This window comes from Vibrio sp. HM8-C (genome assembly GCF_058630515.1).
The window spans coordinates 1-15,220 of the sequence record NZ_JBMMKS010000017.1; the positions used below are offsets into that span (position 1 = coordinate 1).

Genomic DNA, 15,220 nt, shown 5'->3' on the forward strand with positions numbered 1-15,220 from the left:
CTGTAATAGTGTTAACTATTAACGAGTTCCGTACACAACGATAGTCTTACCGTGAGCTGAAATTAGGTTCTGCTCTTCAAGCATCTTCAGAATACGACCTACTGTCTCACGTGAACAGCCAACGATTTGACCGATCTCTTGACGAGTAATCTTGATCTGCATGCCATCTGGGTGAGTCATTGCATCAGGTTGTTTCGCTAGGTTAAGTAGCGTCTGAGCAATGCGGCCTGTTACGTCTAGGAACGCAAGGTCACCAACTTTCTGGCTTGTTACTTGTAGACGGCGAGCCATTTGACCAGAAAGACGCATCAAAATATCTGGGTTAACTTGGATAAGCTGACGGAACTTCTTGAATGAAATTTCTGCAACTTCACATGGAGATTTAGCACGAACCCATGCTGTACGTTCTTGACCTTCTTCAAACAAGCCAAGTTCACCGATGAAATCACCTTGGTTTAGGTAAGAAAGGATCATTTCCTTTCCTTCTTCATCTTTAATCAGTACCGCAACAGAACCTTTAACAATGTAGTACAAAGTTTCTGCTTTCTCGCCCGCGTGAATTAGCGTGCTTTTTGAAGGGTACTTATGAATGTGACAATGTGAAAGAAACCACTCTAATGTTGGGTCGGTTTGAGGTTTACCTAGAACCATAATATCTCACTTCCTCTGCAGGGTACGCTTGCTGCTATCCATATTTAGCAAAGCTTAAAATAGGTTTACTAGAATAAGAGGACTTTATGGTCGCTGCAAGCTATCTTGTGTTTCGGTTAAGAATAGTATCCTTTTTCGGCAACTTTTTCTTGATTTTAATCGTGTCACTGCCATGATTTTGTACGCAAAAATGTGCACATGGTCACGGTATCGAAACTAAACTCTAAAACAGCGTTTCAATTAGCCGATTTTCCCAGTCTCAATCAGTTGTTGTAGGATTGGTCTTACGATTAATTCCATGGCAAAACTCATTTTCCCCCCTGGAACGACAATGGTGTTGTGTCGAGACATAAAGGAACCATCGATCATTGCCAGTAGATAAGGGAAGTCCACATTTTTAATGCCGCGTAGGCGAATGACTACAAAGCTTTCGTCCAAACTTGGGATACCTTTAGCATTAAGCGGGTTAGAGGTATCAACGGTTGGTACGCGCTGGAAGTTGATGTGGGTGCGCGAAAACTGCGGGGTAATGTAGTTCAAATAGTCGTCCATTGAACGGACGATTGAATCCATGACGGCTTCGCGAGAATGCCCTCTGTCACGGGTGTCTCGAACGTATTTTTGAATCCACTCAAGGTTGACGATAGGCACCATGCCGATCAAGAAATCGACATGCTGAGCCACATTCACTTCACCGTCTACCACACCACCGTGTAGCCCTTCATAGAACAGTACATCGGTATTGGTTGGCAGGTCTTGCCAAGGTGTAAACGTACCAGGCATTTGGTTATAGGGAACCGCTTCATCGAAGGTATGCAAGTAGCGTCGAATTTGACCTGTTCCGGCTTTACCGTATTGACGGAAAAATTCGCTTAAAGTAGCAAAATCGTTAGCTTCTGGGCCGAAATAACTAATATGGCGACCCTGTTCGCGGGCTTTACGAATTTCAATGTCCATTTCAGGACGAGTGAATCGGTGGAAGCTATCACCTTCAACCCATGCGGGTTTGACACTCATCATATTGAACATTTTGCGGAATGCTTCTGACGTTGTAGTAGTGCCGGCACCTGATGAACCAGTTACGGCAATAATTGGGTGTTTTGCTGACATGACTAACCTTGTCCATAAATCCTAAAAGAAGGCGCTGAAACCTTTTCATCGCCCAAGTTGCAGCCACTATAACATGGAAATTAAATTGTCACTGATTATCGATTATTAAGTTTGATATCAACACTTTCATGCAGTTCTGAATAAACAATAACCGCTTCTCCGCTCCTTAGTAGAGCTTTGATTTGATCTATTTTGTGTGCCAGAGAGACCTCAACTTCACCGTAGTCTGTACCTTCTCTAAGTACAAATTCGCTGATGAGATTTTCTAGTGTTTCAGGCGCAATATCTTGCCAAGGTACGATCATAAATTACTCGTAAATCAATATTGTATTGTTGCTGATTTTTAGCGTTCAACTACCCATAAACAGGCTAGCTGAACGCTTTCAAATGAATTGCAAAAAGGGTTAAGCGTCGATGTCTTTTAAGCTTTCATAGTAAGCCGGTAAGGCTTTTTCTAACCAAAACTCAGGTTTAAGGATGCTTCCAGATACAAAGCCAACATGTCCGCCTTGGTCAAATAAGCGATAGTCTATGTTGTCTGGCAGGATGAATTTGGGAATAACCGAGTCATTCATGAAAGGGTCGTCTTTGGCATGAATGATCTGAGTCGGTACTTTGATTTGCTGCAGTTTGTTAATGCCCGAGCATTTCTCATAGTAGTCTTGGGAGTTCTTGAATCCATGCAGTGGAGCAGTGATCAAATCATCGAAGTCACTCAGGTGAGTGACACGTTTAATGCTCTGATAGGAAAGCCCAAGTTCACCTTTAAGTAAATGGTGCTTTTTCATAGCGCTGTTTTTTAGCGAAGAGACTAAATAGCGACGATAGACTTTGGAAAAACCGTGCTCAATACGCTGAGCGCAAGCCGCTAAGTCCAAAGGTGCAGAAACTACTGTTGCGGCAGTAACGATGGGATCTTCGTTATAATCCGCCAAATAGTTCACTAACATGTTGCCGCCTAGTGAAATACCAGTTGCAACAATGGTTCGATTCGGGAACTGCTCTCGCAGATATTCCAGAACAAAACGGGCATCTTCCACTTCACCAGAATGGTAAGCACGAGCCAAATTATTCGGTTTACCGCTACAGCCGCGAAAGTGCATCATGACCGATAGCCAGCCGTCTTTGGCAAAGGCTTGCATTAGTCCATTAGCATAAGGGCTATAAAAACAACCTTCCAGACCATGAAACAGGATGAAAATAGGCTTTTTGGATGCGCTTTCGCTATGGGCGTCTTCGCTCCACGCGAGATCGAGAAAGTCACCATCTGGCGTATCTAATGTTTGCCAGATAGGTTCGAACAGCGCTTTCTTGCGAATAAAGCGAGGCACTAAAGTCTGTAAATGTGGGTTCTTCAAGCCTGTAGCGGCAACAAATTGGGTCATCGTCTAACCATCTAATTTAATATAGTTATCTTTGCCTATTTAATGCTGCAGCGCTGGCTACTGCAACTTCAAGTGTTCTGTTTATATTGAGTATATACGTATTTAAACAAGCGGGTAGGTTCAGTGTTTCGGTGCGGGTTTGGCAAATTGTTTAGCAAGATTTTCGGCACCGAGCTGGCGGCAGTAACGTTGCGTTAAAGGCGCATCATCATTGTTAATCAGTGTAAGGCTATTAATGCAGTCCACCAGATCTGACTGTTGTTGTTTCTCCAACTGAAGCTCAAACTGAAGCGCTTCGCGATAGAGCGTATCTGGTAGCGTTGTTTTGAATTTTCGTCTTAGCTCTCGGTAACTATGCAGCAGCGTTTCGGAACGACCAATACATTCGATCACTGTCTGCCAATCGTGTTCTTGGAAAGCGACCTGCTGCTCATCAAGCCATTTGAGCAGCAGAAGTAAATTCACGTTTCCGTTGAAATGGTTTTGCAGGTGTAAGCACGCCTCTTTAACTTCTCGAACGCTGTAGTACTGCAAACTGAATTGCCATAGTCGTTCCAACGTGAGTGAAATTCTGACGTGCTCTTGGCTCATTGACTGTTGAACTCCTGTTCCATTTCTTCCAGCGTTTCTTGCTCGCTCATCCACTCCATCTCAATCTCTTCGAGTTCAGATTTTGCTTTCGCTTGAGTTGCAAGAACTTGGTTAAGTTTAGCTTTGTTTTCTGCATCATACAGTGAGGACTCCGATAATTGTTGTTCAGAGTCCGCGACAATTTCGTTCAACTTATCCATTTTCGCTTCGAGTTGTGTCAGCTTTTTGCGAATTGGCGCAGTAAGTTTGCGTAGTTCTGCTTCACGGCGTTTTTGGTCTTTTTTGGCCGCAGCACTATTGGCGTTATCTTTGGGAGCGACTTGTGCTTGTTGTTCTTTGCGTTCTGCTTTTTGTTGATCCTGAAGCCATTTGTAGTAATCGGTTAAATCACCATCAAATGGTGCGACTTGGCGATCATGAACCAAATACAAATCATCGGTTGTTGCGCGAAGTAGGTAGCGGTCATGGCTGACGATAACCATTGCCCCTTCGAAACTTTGCAGTGCCAGAGTCAAGGCTTGGCGCATATCCAAATCAAGGTGGTTAGTTGGTTCATCGAGTAAGAGCAGGTTTGGTTTTTGCCACACAATCAGAGCAAGCACTAAGCGAGCTTTTTCACCGCCAGAGAACGGGCCAATTTTTTCCAATGCTTTATCGCCATTAAAGCCAAAGCTACCCAGATAGTTACGCAGTTCTAATTCGTTTTTCTCAGGCGCGATTTGCATCATGTGCTGCAAAGGCGTCTCTTCTGGATGAAGTGTTTCAAGCTGGTGCTGAGCGAAGTAGCCGATCTTTACACCTTGCGAATAAGTCAGATCGCCACCTTGCGGTGACAACTCATTGGATAGCAGTTTAATTAAGGTTGATTTACCAGCGCCGTTACGACCAAGCAGACCGATACGGCTACCCGGAACCAAATTAAGGCGAATCTTCTCAAGGATAAGGTTATCGCCGTATCCTGCGCTTACATCATCCATCATCAGAATTGGGTTCGGAAGCGCAGAAGGCTCGCGAAATTCAAAGCTGAATGGGTTATCAAACTGAGCCGGTAGGACCTTCTCCATTCTTTCCAGAGCTTTAATACGACTTTGAGCCTGACGAGCTTTAGAAGCTTTGTAGCGGAAACGGTCGATGTAGCTCTGCATATGACTCATCTGCTTTTGTTGCTTCTGATACATAGCTTGTTGTTGCAACATCTTCTGCGCACGTTGGTTTTCAAACGACGAGTAGTTACCTGTGTACTCGTTGAGCTTTTGGTTCTCGATGTGAATGATGCGGTTGATGATCGGATCGAGGAAATCACGGTCGTGAGAAATCAGAATCAGGGTTCCCGGATAGCTTTGTAACCAGCGCTCTAACCACATAACGGCATCTAAATCTAAGTGGTTGGTTGGTTCGTCGAGAAGAAGTAAATCTGAACGGCAGATCAGAGCTTGAGCAAGGTTGAGGCGCATGCGCCAACCACCCGAAAATTGAGTGAGGTTCCATGACATTTGCTCTTGGCTAAAACCGAGACCATCAAGTAGTTCAGATGCACGAGCGCGGATGCTGTAACCGCCAATAGTTTCTATTTTTCCGTGTAGCTCGGCAACAAGAGTGCCGTTGTCAGCATGCTCAGCTTCAGTGAGCTGACGCTCTAAATCGCGATATTCTCGGTCACCATCGATGACGTATTCCAAAGCACTGCGCTCTAAAGCCAGTGTTTCCTGTGCTACCCAAGCCAGTTCCCATTGAGCTGGCTTGCTGAATGAGCCTGCATCAATAGACAGTTCGTCTTTTAAAAGAGCAAAAAGAGTTGATTTACCGCAACCGTTTTTACCCACTAAACCCACTTTGTCGCCTGGGTTTATGGTTGCTGATGCTTGGTCTAGCAGAGGCTTTCCGCCACGTAGTAACTGGATGTCCGAGAAGATAATCATAAATTTGTATTAGCTATTAGAAAGAGTTGCCGTTGAGATTTCGCCCAGAATAGTAGGGGCAACGAGGATAAATGTCGATCATTATGCAATTTACGTTATGATGCTAAGCAACAGTTACCAATTTGATAACGTTACGGAGTGCAGTCAAGGAATGACAAAAGATACGCCGTCTGCTTCACAAAAGCCCAAAGTCTTAGTGATTTATGCTCATCCTGAGCCACATCACTCTATTGCTAACCAGGTGATGATCAAAAAGATCTCATCACTTGAACATGTCTCCATTCTTGATCTTTATGCGACTTATCCAGACTTCTTTATTGATGTTCAAGCTGAGCGACAGCGCTTACTCGAGCATGATGTGATTGTCTTTCAACACCCGCTATATATGTATTCGTGTCCGGCGCTACTTAAAGAGTGGATGGATAGAATCTTGGCTAAAGGGTTTGCTTTCGGTAATAAAAGTGAGCTGCAGGGCAAAGTCTGGCGTAGTGTGATAACCACTGGCGGTAATGTCGATGCCTTTGGTGAAAAGGGTTATAACCGCTATCCATTGAAAGATATTTTGCAACCTTTTGAACTGACGGCGGCGTTGTGTCGTATGGAATGGATGGAACCTTTGGTGTTGTATTGGTCGCGCAATGTCAGTGATGTTGAACGTTATCAGCATGCAGAAGCCTATCGACAATGGCTAAACGACCCTCTGGCTGAGCAAGGAGAGCATCATGGCTGAGTTAGGCAGTGATTTCCTGCAAAGTACAGCGGTATTCCTTACCGCAGCGGTTGTGGCAGTGCCTTTAGCACAAAGGGCTGGATTAGGTTCTGTTCTTGGATATTTGTTAGCCGGCGTGATTATTGGACCTTGGGGATTAGGTTTAATCAGCGATGTTGAAGCGATTATGCATTTTGCTGAATTTGGCGTAGTGCTACTGCTCTTTTTGATTGGCTTAGAGTTGAACCCAAGAAAACTATGGCAAATGCGCGGTCCTATCTTAGGCTTAGGCGGCGCTCAAGTGGTAGTAACGACCGCAGTGATTGCTAGTATCACCTCGCTAATGGGGAGCGGTTGGCAAAGCAGTTTAGTGATTGGCATGGGCTTGGCGCTTTCCTCTACAGCCATAGCACTGCGAGTCATCGAAGAGCGAGGGCTATCTCGCAGTGAAACTGGGCAATCTGGTTTCGCAGTCTTGCTGTTTCAGGATATTGCAGTCATTCCAATGCTAGCACTGTTACCCGTATTGGCGGGAAATACTGGGGGAAGCTGGCTTGATGTGGTTTGGATGCTGTGTGGCATCGTCGGTTTGCTGGTTGGAGGTCATTTCCTCTTAAGTCCACTGTTCCGCTATATCGTATTGAGCGGAGTACGTGAGCTATTTACCGTAGCCGCATTGCTGCTAGTTATCGGCATTGCACTGCTGATGCAGCAATTAGGTTTGTCGATGGCGCTCGGCACTTTCTTGGCAGGGGTATTGTTAGCCGAAAGTGAGTTCCGTCATGAGCTTGAAATCGCCATCGAACCTTTTAAAGGTTTACTGCTTGGGCTGTTTTTTATCTCTGTTGGTATGGCGGTCGATTTAGGACTGCTTGCTCTTCAGCCGTTAAGCATATTGTTGGCTGTGATTGGGTTGGTGACTGTCAAAGGTCTACTTCTTTATGTCTTAGCACGTTTTTCTGGCACTAGAGCAAAAGCGCGTAGTCGCATGGCCGCGATATTGAGTCAAGGTGGTGAGTTTGCTTTCGTTATTTTTACTGCAGCAAGTAATCAAGGATTGCTAAAATCTGAGCAAGCAGCATTCCTACTGGTCGTCGTGAGTTTATCAATGGTAACTACGCCATTATTGCTTTCCGCTCAGAACCGTTGGTTTGCCCGCAATTTAAATACTGCCGATGATGAAGCTATGGGGTCGGATATTTTTGACACAGAACCTCGAGTGATCATTGCAGGGTTTGGGCGTTTTGGGCAAATTGTTGGTCGCTTGATGTATGCCAACAAGATCAAAATAACCGTATTGGAAAGCGATGCCAGCCAAATAAAATTACTACGTAAATACGGATATAAAGTATTCTATGGCGATGCTACTCAACTTGAGTTACTGCGAGCTGCCGGTGCAGATGAAGCTGAAGCGATTGTTATCTGTACAGATGCTCCTGATGAGGTAGTGAAAATAGTCGAACTTTGTAAGCATCACTTTCCAAAGTTGAAAATACTGGCTCGTGCACGAAGTCGTGTAGAAGCCTATCAACTGATGAATCATGGAGTGGAACGCTACTCCCGTGAGACATTTTTAGGTGCGCTAGATCTTGGTCGACAAACGCTTATCTCATTGGGAATGCATCCTTATGAAGCGAAACGAGCAGAGGCGCATTTCCGTAAGCTTGATATGGCGATGCTCAAAGAGTTATTGCCTCAGCACAATGAAGGTAAACAGCTGAACTTGAGAGCCAAAGAAGCTCGTAAAGAGTTGGAAGAAATTTTTGGTCGCGAGATGGATGGAGACAGACAATCTCGTAGCTATTGGGAAAAAGATTAAAGCAAGAATTCAGTTAGAATAAAGAAGTCAGTTAGAAACTGAGTCGTAAAGTAGTAGGAAGTCCAAACGTGAACATAAAAAAACGCTTTATTGCAGGGGCAAGTTGCCCAAGTTGTAAAGCTCAAGATACTCTGCGCTGGTGGATAGAGAACAATATAGAGTTGGTGGAATGTGTTGAATGTGACTATGCAGAGCAGCGTAAACCGAAATCTGTAGAGAAAAGTGAACACGGGCAAGAACAAATGATCGGCATTTTTAAGCCGGAATAATTGAGTTTCTGCTCACGATCCCCATAATATCCACCGTTAGATTATTTTTAGACATGACTTAATGTGTCTAGAAGCACCAAAACCGCCCTGGAGCCGTTATGAAAATTGAAAAGAACGTGGTTGTAAGCCTTGCTTACCAAGTAAAACTGGAAGATGGCATCGTTGTAGACCAATCTACAGTGGAAGCACCACTAGATTACCTACATGGTCACAACAACCTAATCACTGGCCTTGAGAAAGAGCTAGAAGGCAAAGTAGCAGGCGACAAGTTCACTGCAACTATCGCACCTGAAGATGCATACGGTGAGCACAGCGATGATCTTGTTCAACGCGTTCCTGCAAACGTATTCCAAGGTGTTGACGAAATCGAAGTTGGTATGCGCTTCCTAGCGGATACAGACCAAGGTCCAATCCCTGTAGAAATCACAGAAGTAGACGGCGATGAAGTCGTTGTAGACGGCAACCACATGCTTGCTGGTCACACTCTGACTTTCGACGTTGAAGTTGTTGCAGTTCGTGAAGCGACAGCTGAAGAGCTAGAACACGGCCACGTACACCAAGCTGGTGGCTGTGGTGGTCACGGCCATGACCACGACCACGAAGGCTGTTGCGGCGGCCACGGTCATGAAGATGACCACGAATGTTGTGGTGGTCACGGTCATCACCATGATCACGACCATGACCATAAAGATGGTTGTTGTGGTGGTGGCCACTGCCACTAATAGTTGAGTTATGGGGTTGCGATAAGTAACGCCTAGCCCTATAAAGGAAAGCGCGAATCGAGTGATCGGTTGGCGCTTTTTTATTACCTCTTATCAATTCGTAAGGACGAGTTATGTCGCAGCCATTTTCAATCGCTATTCACGGTGGAGCAGGAACCATATTGCGTGAGCAAATGAGTGATGAACTTAAAGCAGAAATTCTGTCAGCGTTGGAAAAATCAGTAAAAGCTGGACATGATATTTTGGCTCAAGGTGGTGATGCGCTTGATGCGGTAGTGGCAGCAGTTAAAGTGCTGGAAGATGCCCCGCAATTCAACGCAGGCAGAGGTTCTGTCTTAACCAACAAAGAAATGGTTGAGATGGACGCATCCGTTATGCACGGAAGAGAAATGAATGCTGGTGCTGTGACAGGTGTCCGTCATATTAAGAATCCGATTGAACTTGCCCGCGATGTGATGTTGAAAAGCGATCATGTTCTGCTTATGGGAGAAGGCGCAGAAGAGTTCGCATTTAGCTTAGGCTATGAATATACAGAACAAGATTACTTTTTCACTGACCGCCGATATGACCAATTAGTGTCGATGAAAGAAAAAGGCTTGTTTGCGTTATCGGAAGCTAAGTATTCGACAGAAGAACAGTATCCGGATGACAAGAAGTTTGGCACTGTTGGCGCAGTGGCTCTCGATCGGCAGGGGAATCTGGCTGCCGCGACGAGCACTGGTGGCATCACCAACAAGAAATATGGCCGAGTAGGTGATTCTCCGATTATTGGCGCAGGAACCATTGCTGAAAACGATAACGTTGCAGTTTCAACAACGGGGATGGGTGAGTTCTTCATTCGTAAAATGGTCGCAGGTGATGTTGCTGCGAGAATGCGCTATTTACAGGAAGATGTTCACACGGCTTGTGAGCACATTATTCATGGAGATTTAAAAGCAATGGGTGGTGAAGGTGGCTTAATAGCGATAGATGCAAATGGCGAAATTCATTTTGCGATGAATAGCTTAGGAATGTATCGAGCAAGCGTTGATATTAAAGGTGATCTAGTTGTCAAAATATATGCAGATGATTGAGTTTTACTCCAAAAACCGAGAATGATTGTGCTCGCATTTATTCGACTATTTTTTGCCTAAAAAATGACTGCAAGGAATCAAATTCGGTGCTAGAATCCATTTTTAACTAGCAATCAGATTTGGAAAGATGGGTAATAACGTAGTCGTTCTTGGCACCCAATGGGGTGATGAAGGTAAAGGTAAAATCGTAGACCTTTTAACTGAAGATGCAAAATATGTGGTTCGCTACCAAGGTGGTCACAACGCTGGCCATACTCTAGTTATTGATGGCGAGAAAACAGTTCTTCACTTGATTCCATCAGGTATCCTTCGCAACAACGTGAAATGCATTATCGGTAACGGTGTTGTACTTTCACCTGATGCACTAATTAAAGAAATGACCGGTCTAGAAGACCGTGGTGTTCCTGTTAAAGAGCGTCTTTTCATTTCTGAAGCTTGTCCTCTAATTCTCCCTTACCATATTGCTCTAGACCAAGCGCGTGAAGCTGCTCGTGGTAATAAAGCAATTGGTACAACTGGTCGTGGTATCGGTCCTGCTTACGAAGATAAAGTTGCTCGTCGCGGTCTACGTGTTGGTGACCTTTTTGATCGTACAGCATTTGCTGAGAAGCTAAAAGAAGTAATGGCTTTACATAACTTCCAACTAGAGCATTTCTACAAAGTTGAACCAGTAAGCTACGAAGAAGTACTTGAACAAGCAATGGGTTACGCTGACCTACTAACTTCAATGGTTATCGACGTAACTGATGAACTCGATGCAGCGCGCAAGCGTGGCGATAAGATCATGTTCGAAGGCGCTCAAGGTACTCTATTAGATATCGACCATGGTACTTACCCATATGTAACTTCTTCTAACACGACTGCTGGTGGTGTTGCTGCAGGTTCTGGTTTTGGTCCTCGCCACTTAGGTTACATCTTAGGTATCGCTAAAGCGTACTGTACTCGTGTAGGTTCAGGTCCTTTCCCTACTGAACTGTATGATGGCAAAGAGAAGCAAGATCCAGTTGGTAAGCATTTGGGTAGTGTAGGTGCTGAGTTTGGTGCAACAACTGGTCGTCTACGTCGTACTGGTTGGTTCGATGCTGTTGCAATGCGTCGTGCAATCCAAATCAACTCAATTACAGGTTTCTGTATGACTAAACTAGACGTTCTTGATGGTCTAGAAGAGCTTAAGATCTGTACTGGTTACCAAATGGCTGATGGTTCAGTTGCTGAAGTATCACCAATGGCGGCGGATGCGTATGAAAACATTACGCCAATCTACGAAACGATGCCTGGTTGGTCTGAAACGACATTTGGTGCTAAGTCAATCGATGCACTTCCTCAAGCTGCACTTGATTACATCAAGCGTATTGAAGAACTAACTGGTGTTCCAGTTGACATCATCTCTACTGGTCCAGACCGTAACGAAACTATCATCAAAGTACACCCATTCAGCGTGTAACTTAGATACTCGTTTATTGAACCGGCTCAATGAGCCGGTTTTTTTATGCCACGCGTGATGGTATTTTGTACTCAGGTGGCAATTAATTGCCGATTATTTACAAGATTGACCTAAAGAGATTCGCTTAAGCGCCGATAAAAAATCAAACCAGCCATTATGCGTAATAACGCTATACTCAAAACACTGGAGTTGTGTGGCTATCGGAATTAAGTAAGAGTGCATGTATGAAGCTACGAACGGTAGCAGCTTCTCTTATATTGGCATTGCATTCCTCGTTTAGTCACGCAGCCGTGGCCGATGTGGGGGAGCCTGTACCAATTTATACAGAAGCTGAACTCATAAAATTGATTGAAGAAAATAAGCATTTGGAGCGTGTCAAAGCCGACAATTGTCAGTTGGTGGAAGATATCGTTGCACGTGCCACTCGCATCAATTTGCCATCATACGAGTTTTTGTATGGGGATATGTTGGCGTGGGGTGTCTGTGTCGATCAGGATGTCGAGCTAGGTTTGTACTACATGGAAAATGCTGCCCATCAAGGGTTGCCAACGGCACTCGAGCAGTTAGGTCGTTATTATTCTCGCGGAACGTTAGTTCAGCAGGACAAAGAGCGCGCTATTCCGTATTTACGTGAAGCTGCGTCTATGGGCAATTTAAACGCTCGTATTCAGTTAGCAGAGTTGTTGCTGCGAGACTACGGTAGTCCGTTAGATTACGAAGACGCCTATCGTTGGCTTTATAATTCTGCTACGGCTGATCAACGAGTGCATAATCGCATTAATATCCTTCGTCAAGGATTGGAAATGCGTATGCCAGAGAATGTCATCGCACGTGCCAAGCGTCGCGAAACGTTCTGGTAATCTCTCTTACAATTACACCGCACAAAAAGCATACTGGTTCATGCTCACATTTGATAATTGGGCATGAACTTCATTCCTTTCTAGATTGAATTTCACTTTTATTCCTTCAAAGATTGTTCATAAGAACTATCTTATTAGTATTACTCACTTTTTATCCTTAAGCTTGGCTACGCAGTAGGATATACTTTAGTTCCCTCTTACATTAAGTAGGTCTGCCTATGTCTGATTCCACCCATATTGATCCGTTTGCGGATCGCGAAGCCGATAATTACGAAAATCCGATTCCGAGCCGTGAGTTCATCATCGAGTTTTTAACTCAAGCGAACGTGCCAATGAATCGTAATGATTTATTTGAAGCGTTAAATCTCAAAGGTGAAGATCAGTATGAAGGTCTGCGTCGCCGTCTTCGCGCTATGGAACGAGATGGGCAGTTAGTCTTTACTCGTCGCCAATGCTATGCACTGCCAGAAAAACTCGAATTAATTAAAGGCTATGTCATTGGTCACAAAGATGGCTACGGTTGGGTTCGCCCAGACGGCAACACCAATAAAGACAACGATATTCTGTTACCTCACCATCAGATGAGAACCATCATCCATGGTGATTACGTATTAGTTCAACCTGCAGGGACGGATAAGCGCGGTAGAAAAGAGGGGCGTTTAGTTCGTGTATTAGAAGAGCGTAAAACTCAAATTGTGGGGCGTTTCTTCTTTGAGCATGGTTATTCCTATGTCGTACCTGATGACTCAAGAATCCACCAAGACATTTTAATTCCTAATGAGCAACGTAGCGGTGCTCGTATGGGTAATGTCGTGGTGATCGAACTTACCGACCGTGGATCGCGTAATCGCGGCATGATGGGTAATGTTGTTGAAGTGTTGGGCGAGAATATGGCACCTGGCATGGAGACACAAATTGCCATTCGTACCCATCAAATCCCTCATGTGTGGCCAGATGAAGTTGAAAAACAGGTGTCTGGTTTAGGGGAAGAAGTACCGGAAGAAGCGAAGCAAGGTCGAGTGGATTTGCGTGCTTTGCCATTGGTTACCATCGATGGTGAAGATGCACGCGACTTTGATGACGCTGTTTATTGTGAGGCCAAGAGAGGTGGCGGTTGGCGTTTGTGGGTCGCGATTGCAGATGTGAGCTACTACGTTCGCCCTGATACTGCTTTAGATAAAGAAGCGATTAACCGTGGTAACTCGGTATACTTCCCATCTCAAGTAGTTCCAATGCTGCCAGAAGTACTTTCAAATGGTTTATGCTCACTCAATCCTCAAGTAGATCGCCTATGTATGGTGTGTGAAATGACCATTTCAGAAAGCGGTAAACTATCTAGTTACAAACACTATGAAGCAGTGATGAATTCACACGCTCGATTAACCTACACCAAAGTTCATGAAATTTTGGAAGGGGATGAAGAACTACGCGAGCGTTATGTCGATCTTGTGCCACATCTTGAAGAACTGCATAAGATGTATCAAGTTCTTAAAGTTGCTCGTGAACAGCGTGGCGCGATTGAATTTGAAACAGTCGAAACCAAATTCATCTTCACACCAGATCGTAAGATAGACAGTATTGAGCCACTGATTCGTAATGATGCACATAAGCTTATCGAAGAGTGCATGATCATGGCGAACATTGCGTCAGCATCACTTGTTGAAAAAGCAAAAGAGTCAGCTCTATACCGTATTCACGAAACTCCGGGTGAAGAGCGTTTGATGGGTTTCAGAGATTTCCTTGGTGAATTGGGCTTAGAGTTATCAGGTGGGTTAGAGCCATCTCCTACTGACTATGCTCATCTCATGCAGCAAATTGGCGATCGCCCAGATAAAGAGTTGATTCAAACTATGCTGCTTCGCTCAATGAAGCAGGCAATATACAGCCCAGACAACGCTGGACACTTTGGTTTGGCATTGAAGCGCTATGCTCACTTCACGTCGCCTATCCGTCGTTATCCAGACTTATTGCTTCACCGTGCGATTAAATATCTGATTGCAAAACATGAAGGTCGTAACCAAGACCGTTGGACGCCAACAGGTGGTTATCACTATTCATTTGACGATATGAATTACTATGGCGAGCAGTGTTCGATGACTGAACGCCGTGCTGATGATGCAACTCGTGAAGTGTCAGATTGGCTCAAATGTGAGTACATGCAAGACCATGTCGGCGAAGAGCTAGAAGGTGTTATTGCTAACGTCACGGGTTTTGGTTTCTTCGTACGTTTGGCAGACCTACATATTGATGGTTTGGTGCATATTTCTACGTTAGCTAATGACTACTATCGATTTGATCCAATAGGTCAAAGACTTATCGGCGAGTCGTTTGGTAATACTTACCGTCTCGGTGATTCAGTCAAAGTGAAAGTGTTGTCAGTCAACCTTGATGATAGACAAATTGACTTTGAAATCGTTGAAACAAGTCGTAAGCTACGCGGCGCTGGTAAGACTGCTAAGAAACGAGTGACAGAATCGAAAGCAAAAGCGAAAGGCAAAAAAGCAGCTGCAAATATTGGTAGCAAAGCTGTGCCAATGATTGAACCAACTAAACGTCCAGAAGACGGTAGTGGTAAGCAAAAAGACAAAACGAGTAAATCTGCTAAGGTTCGTAAACAGAAAGCTCGAGCTCAAGCTGGCAAAGCTAGAGCGAAAAAGAAGAAATAGGT

14 protein-coding genes are annotated in these 15,220 nt (G+C 44.5%); 8 read left to right on the plus strand and 6 right to left on the minus strand.

Annotated elements, in window-relative coordinates:
• Nucleotides 1–18: 18 nt before the first annotated feature.
• The 6 genes from crp to ACOSVQ_RS17070 all read right to left on the minus strand — a co-directional run bounded on the left by crp (nucleotide 19) and on the right by ACOSVQ_RS17070 (nucleotide 5,656).
• Nucleotides 19–651: a cAMP-activated global transcriptional regulator CRP gene (crp, locus tag ACOSVQ_RS17045; RefSeq protein ID WP_004728582.1), complete on the minus strand. Its 633-nt coding sequence runs from the start codon at nucleotides 649–651 to the stop codon at nucleotides 19–21.
• A 240-nt stretch (nucleotides 652–891) separates the two neighbouring features.
• Nucleotides 892–1,761, minus strand: coding sequence for a phosphoribulokinase (locus tag ACOSVQ_RS17050; protein ID WP_165310126.1), 870 nt, complete (start codon nucleotides 1,759–1,761; stop codon nucleotides 892–894).
• 95 nt (nucleotides 1,762–1,856) lie between these two features.
• Entirely contained in the window at nucleotides 1,857–2,066 is a 210-nt protein-coding gene (locus ACOSVQ_RS17055) for a YheU family protein (RefSeq protein WP_491983681.1), read from the minus strand.
• 99 nt (nucleotides 2,067–2,165) lie between these two features.
• A complete protein-coding gene (locus ACOSVQ_RS17060) occupies nucleotides 2,166–3,146 on the minus strand; it encodes a hydrolase (RefSeq protein ID WP_491983682.1) in 981 nt (326 codons plus the stop codon).
• Between the two features lie 120 nt (nucleotides 3,147–3,266).
• Nucleotides 3,267–3,737: a TIGR02444 family protein gene (locus ACOSVQ_RS17065; protein ID WP_491983683.1), complete on the minus strand. Its 471-nt coding sequence runs from the start codon at nucleotides 3,735–3,737 to the stop codon at nucleotides 3,267–3,269.
• On the minus strand, nucleotides 3,734–5,656 hold the full coding sequence (locus tag ACOSVQ_RS17070) for an ABC transporter ATP-binding protein (protein ID WP_491983684.1): 1,923 nt from the start codon (nucleotides 5,654–5,656) through the stop codon (nucleotides 3,734–3,736). Before ACOSVQ_RS17070 ends, ACOSVQ_RS17065 begins: the two co-directional genes overlap by 4 nt.
• A 151-nt stretch (nucleotides 5,657–5,807) precedes the next feature.
• On the opposite strand from ACOSVQ_RS17070, the gene kefG reads away from it, so the two are divergent.
• The 8 genes from kefG to rnr all read left to right on the plus strand — a co-directional run bounded on the left by kefG (nucleotide 5,808) and on the right by rnr (nucleotide 15,218).
• Nucleotides 5,808–6,386 carry a glutathione-regulated potassium-efflux system ancillary protein KefG gene (gene kefG / locus ACOSVQ_RS17075; protein WP_491983685.1) on the plus strand — a complete coding sequence of 193 codons (579 nt, stop codon included), beginning with the start codon at nucleotides 5,808–5,810 and terminating at the stop codon, nucleotides 6,384–6,386.
• Nucleotides 6,379–8,184: a glutathione-regulated potassium-efflux system protein KefB gene (gene kefB / locus ACOSVQ_RS17080; protein WP_491983686.1), complete on the plus strand. Its 1,806-nt coding sequence runs from the start codon at nucleotides 6,379–6,381 to the stop codon at nucleotides 8,182–8,184. Before kefG ends, kefB begins: the two co-directional genes overlap by 8 nt.
• Before the next feature lie 68 nt (nucleotides 8,185–8,252).
• Entirely contained in the window at nucleotides 8,253–8,453 is a 201-nt protein-coding gene (locus tag ACOSVQ_RS17085) for a YheV family putative zinc ribbon protein (protein ID WP_491983687.1), read from the plus strand.
• A 98-nt stretch (nucleotides 8,454–8,551) separates the two neighbouring features.
• Nucleotides 8,552–9,175, plus strand: coding sequence for a peptidylprolyl isomerase (gene slyD, locus ACOSVQ_RS17090; RefSeq protein WP_491983688.1), 624 nt, complete (start codon nucleotides 8,552–8,554; stop codon nucleotides 9,173–9,175).
• A 113-nt stretch (nucleotides 9,176–9,288) separates the two neighbouring features.
• A complete protein-coding gene (locus tag ACOSVQ_RS17095; RefSeq protein ID WP_491983689.1) occupies nucleotides 9,289–10,248 on the plus strand; it encodes an isoaspartyl peptidase/L-asparaginase family protein in 960 nt (319 codons plus the stop codon).
• A gap of 127 nt (nucleotides 10,249–10,375) precedes the next feature.
• Complete coding sequence (locus ACOSVQ_RS17100) at nucleotides 10,376–11,692, plus strand: adenylosuccinate synthase (RefSeq protein ID WP_491983690.1); 1,317 nt, start codon at nucleotides 10,376–10,378, stop codon at nucleotides 11,690–11,692.
• 224 nt (nucleotides 11,693–11,916) lie between these two features.
• The gene (gene motX, locus ACOSVQ_RS17105) at nucleotides 11,917–12,552 is read left to right on the plus strand and encodes a flagellar protein MotX (RefSeq protein WP_491983691.1); all 636 of its coding nucleotides are present in this window, start codon (nucleotides 11,917–11,919) and stop codon (nucleotides 12,550–12,552) included.
• Between the two features lie 218 nt (nucleotides 12,553–12,770).
• Nucleotides 12,771–15,218, plus strand: a complete 2,448-nt coding sequence (rnr, locus tag ACOSVQ_RS17110) for a ribonuclease R (protein ID WP_491983692.1) — start codon at nucleotides 12,771–12,773, stop codon at nucleotides 15,216–15,218.
• Nucleotides 15,219–15,220: the final 2 nt, after the last annotated feature.

What these genes read in the sequence shown, in the direction of transcription:
- kefG (WP_491983685.1), top strand. Translation starts at nt 5,808, where the DNA reads ATGACAAAAGATACGCCGTCTGCTTCACAAAAGCCCAAAGTCTTAGTG.
- kefB (WP_491983686.1), top strand. Translation starts at nt 6,379, where the DNA reads ATGGCTGAGTTAGGCAGTGATTTCCTGCAAAGTACAGCGGTATTCCTT.
- ACOSVQ_RS17050 (WP_165310126.1), bottom strand. Translation starts at nt 1,761, where the DNA reads ATGTCAGCAAAACACCCAATTATTGCCGTAACTGGTTCATCAGGTGCC.
- ACOSVQ_RS17100 (WP_491983690.1), top strand. Translation starts at nt 10,376, where the DNA reads ATGGGTAATAACGTAGTCGTTCTTGGCACCCAATGGGGTGATGAAGGT.
- rnr (WP_491983692.1), top strand. Translation starts at nt 12,771, where the DNA reads ATGTCTGATTCCACCCATATTGATCCGTTTGCGGATCGCGAAGCCGAT.
- crp (WP_004728582.1), bottom strand. Translation starts at nt 651, where the DNA reads ATGGTTCTAGGTAAACCTCAAACCGACCCAACATTAGAGTGGTTTCTT.
- ACOSVQ_RS17070 (WP_491983684.1), bottom strand. Translation starts at nt 5,656, where the DNA reads ATGATTATCTTCTCGGACATCCAGTTACTACGTGGCGGAAAGCCTCTG.
- ACOSVQ_RS17060 (WP_491983682.1), bottom strand. Translation starts at nt 3,146, where the DNA reads ATGACCCAATTTGTTGCCGCTACAGGCTTGAAGAACCCACATTTACAG.
- motX (WP_491983691.1), top strand. Translation starts at nt 11,917, where the DNA reads ATGAAGCTACGAACGGTAGCAGCTTCTCTTATATTGGCATTGCATTCC.
- slyD (WP_491983688.1), top strand. Translation starts at nt 8,552, where the DNA reads ATGAAAATTGAAAAGAACGTGGTTGTAAGCCTTGCTTACCAAGTAAAA.
- ACOSVQ_RS17055 (WP_491983681.1), bottom strand. Translation starts at nt 2,066, where the DNA reads ATGATCGTACCTTGGCAAGATATTGCGCCTGAAACACTAGAAAATCTC.
- ACOSVQ_RS17065 (WP_491983683.1), bottom strand. Translation starts at nt 3,737, where the DNA reads ATGAGCCAAGAGCACGTCAGAATTTCACTCACGTTGGAACGACTATGG.
- ACOSVQ_RS17095 (WP_491983689.1), top strand. Translation starts at nt 9,289, where the DNA reads ATGTCGCAGCCATTTTCAATCGCTATTCACGGTGGAGCAGGAACCATA.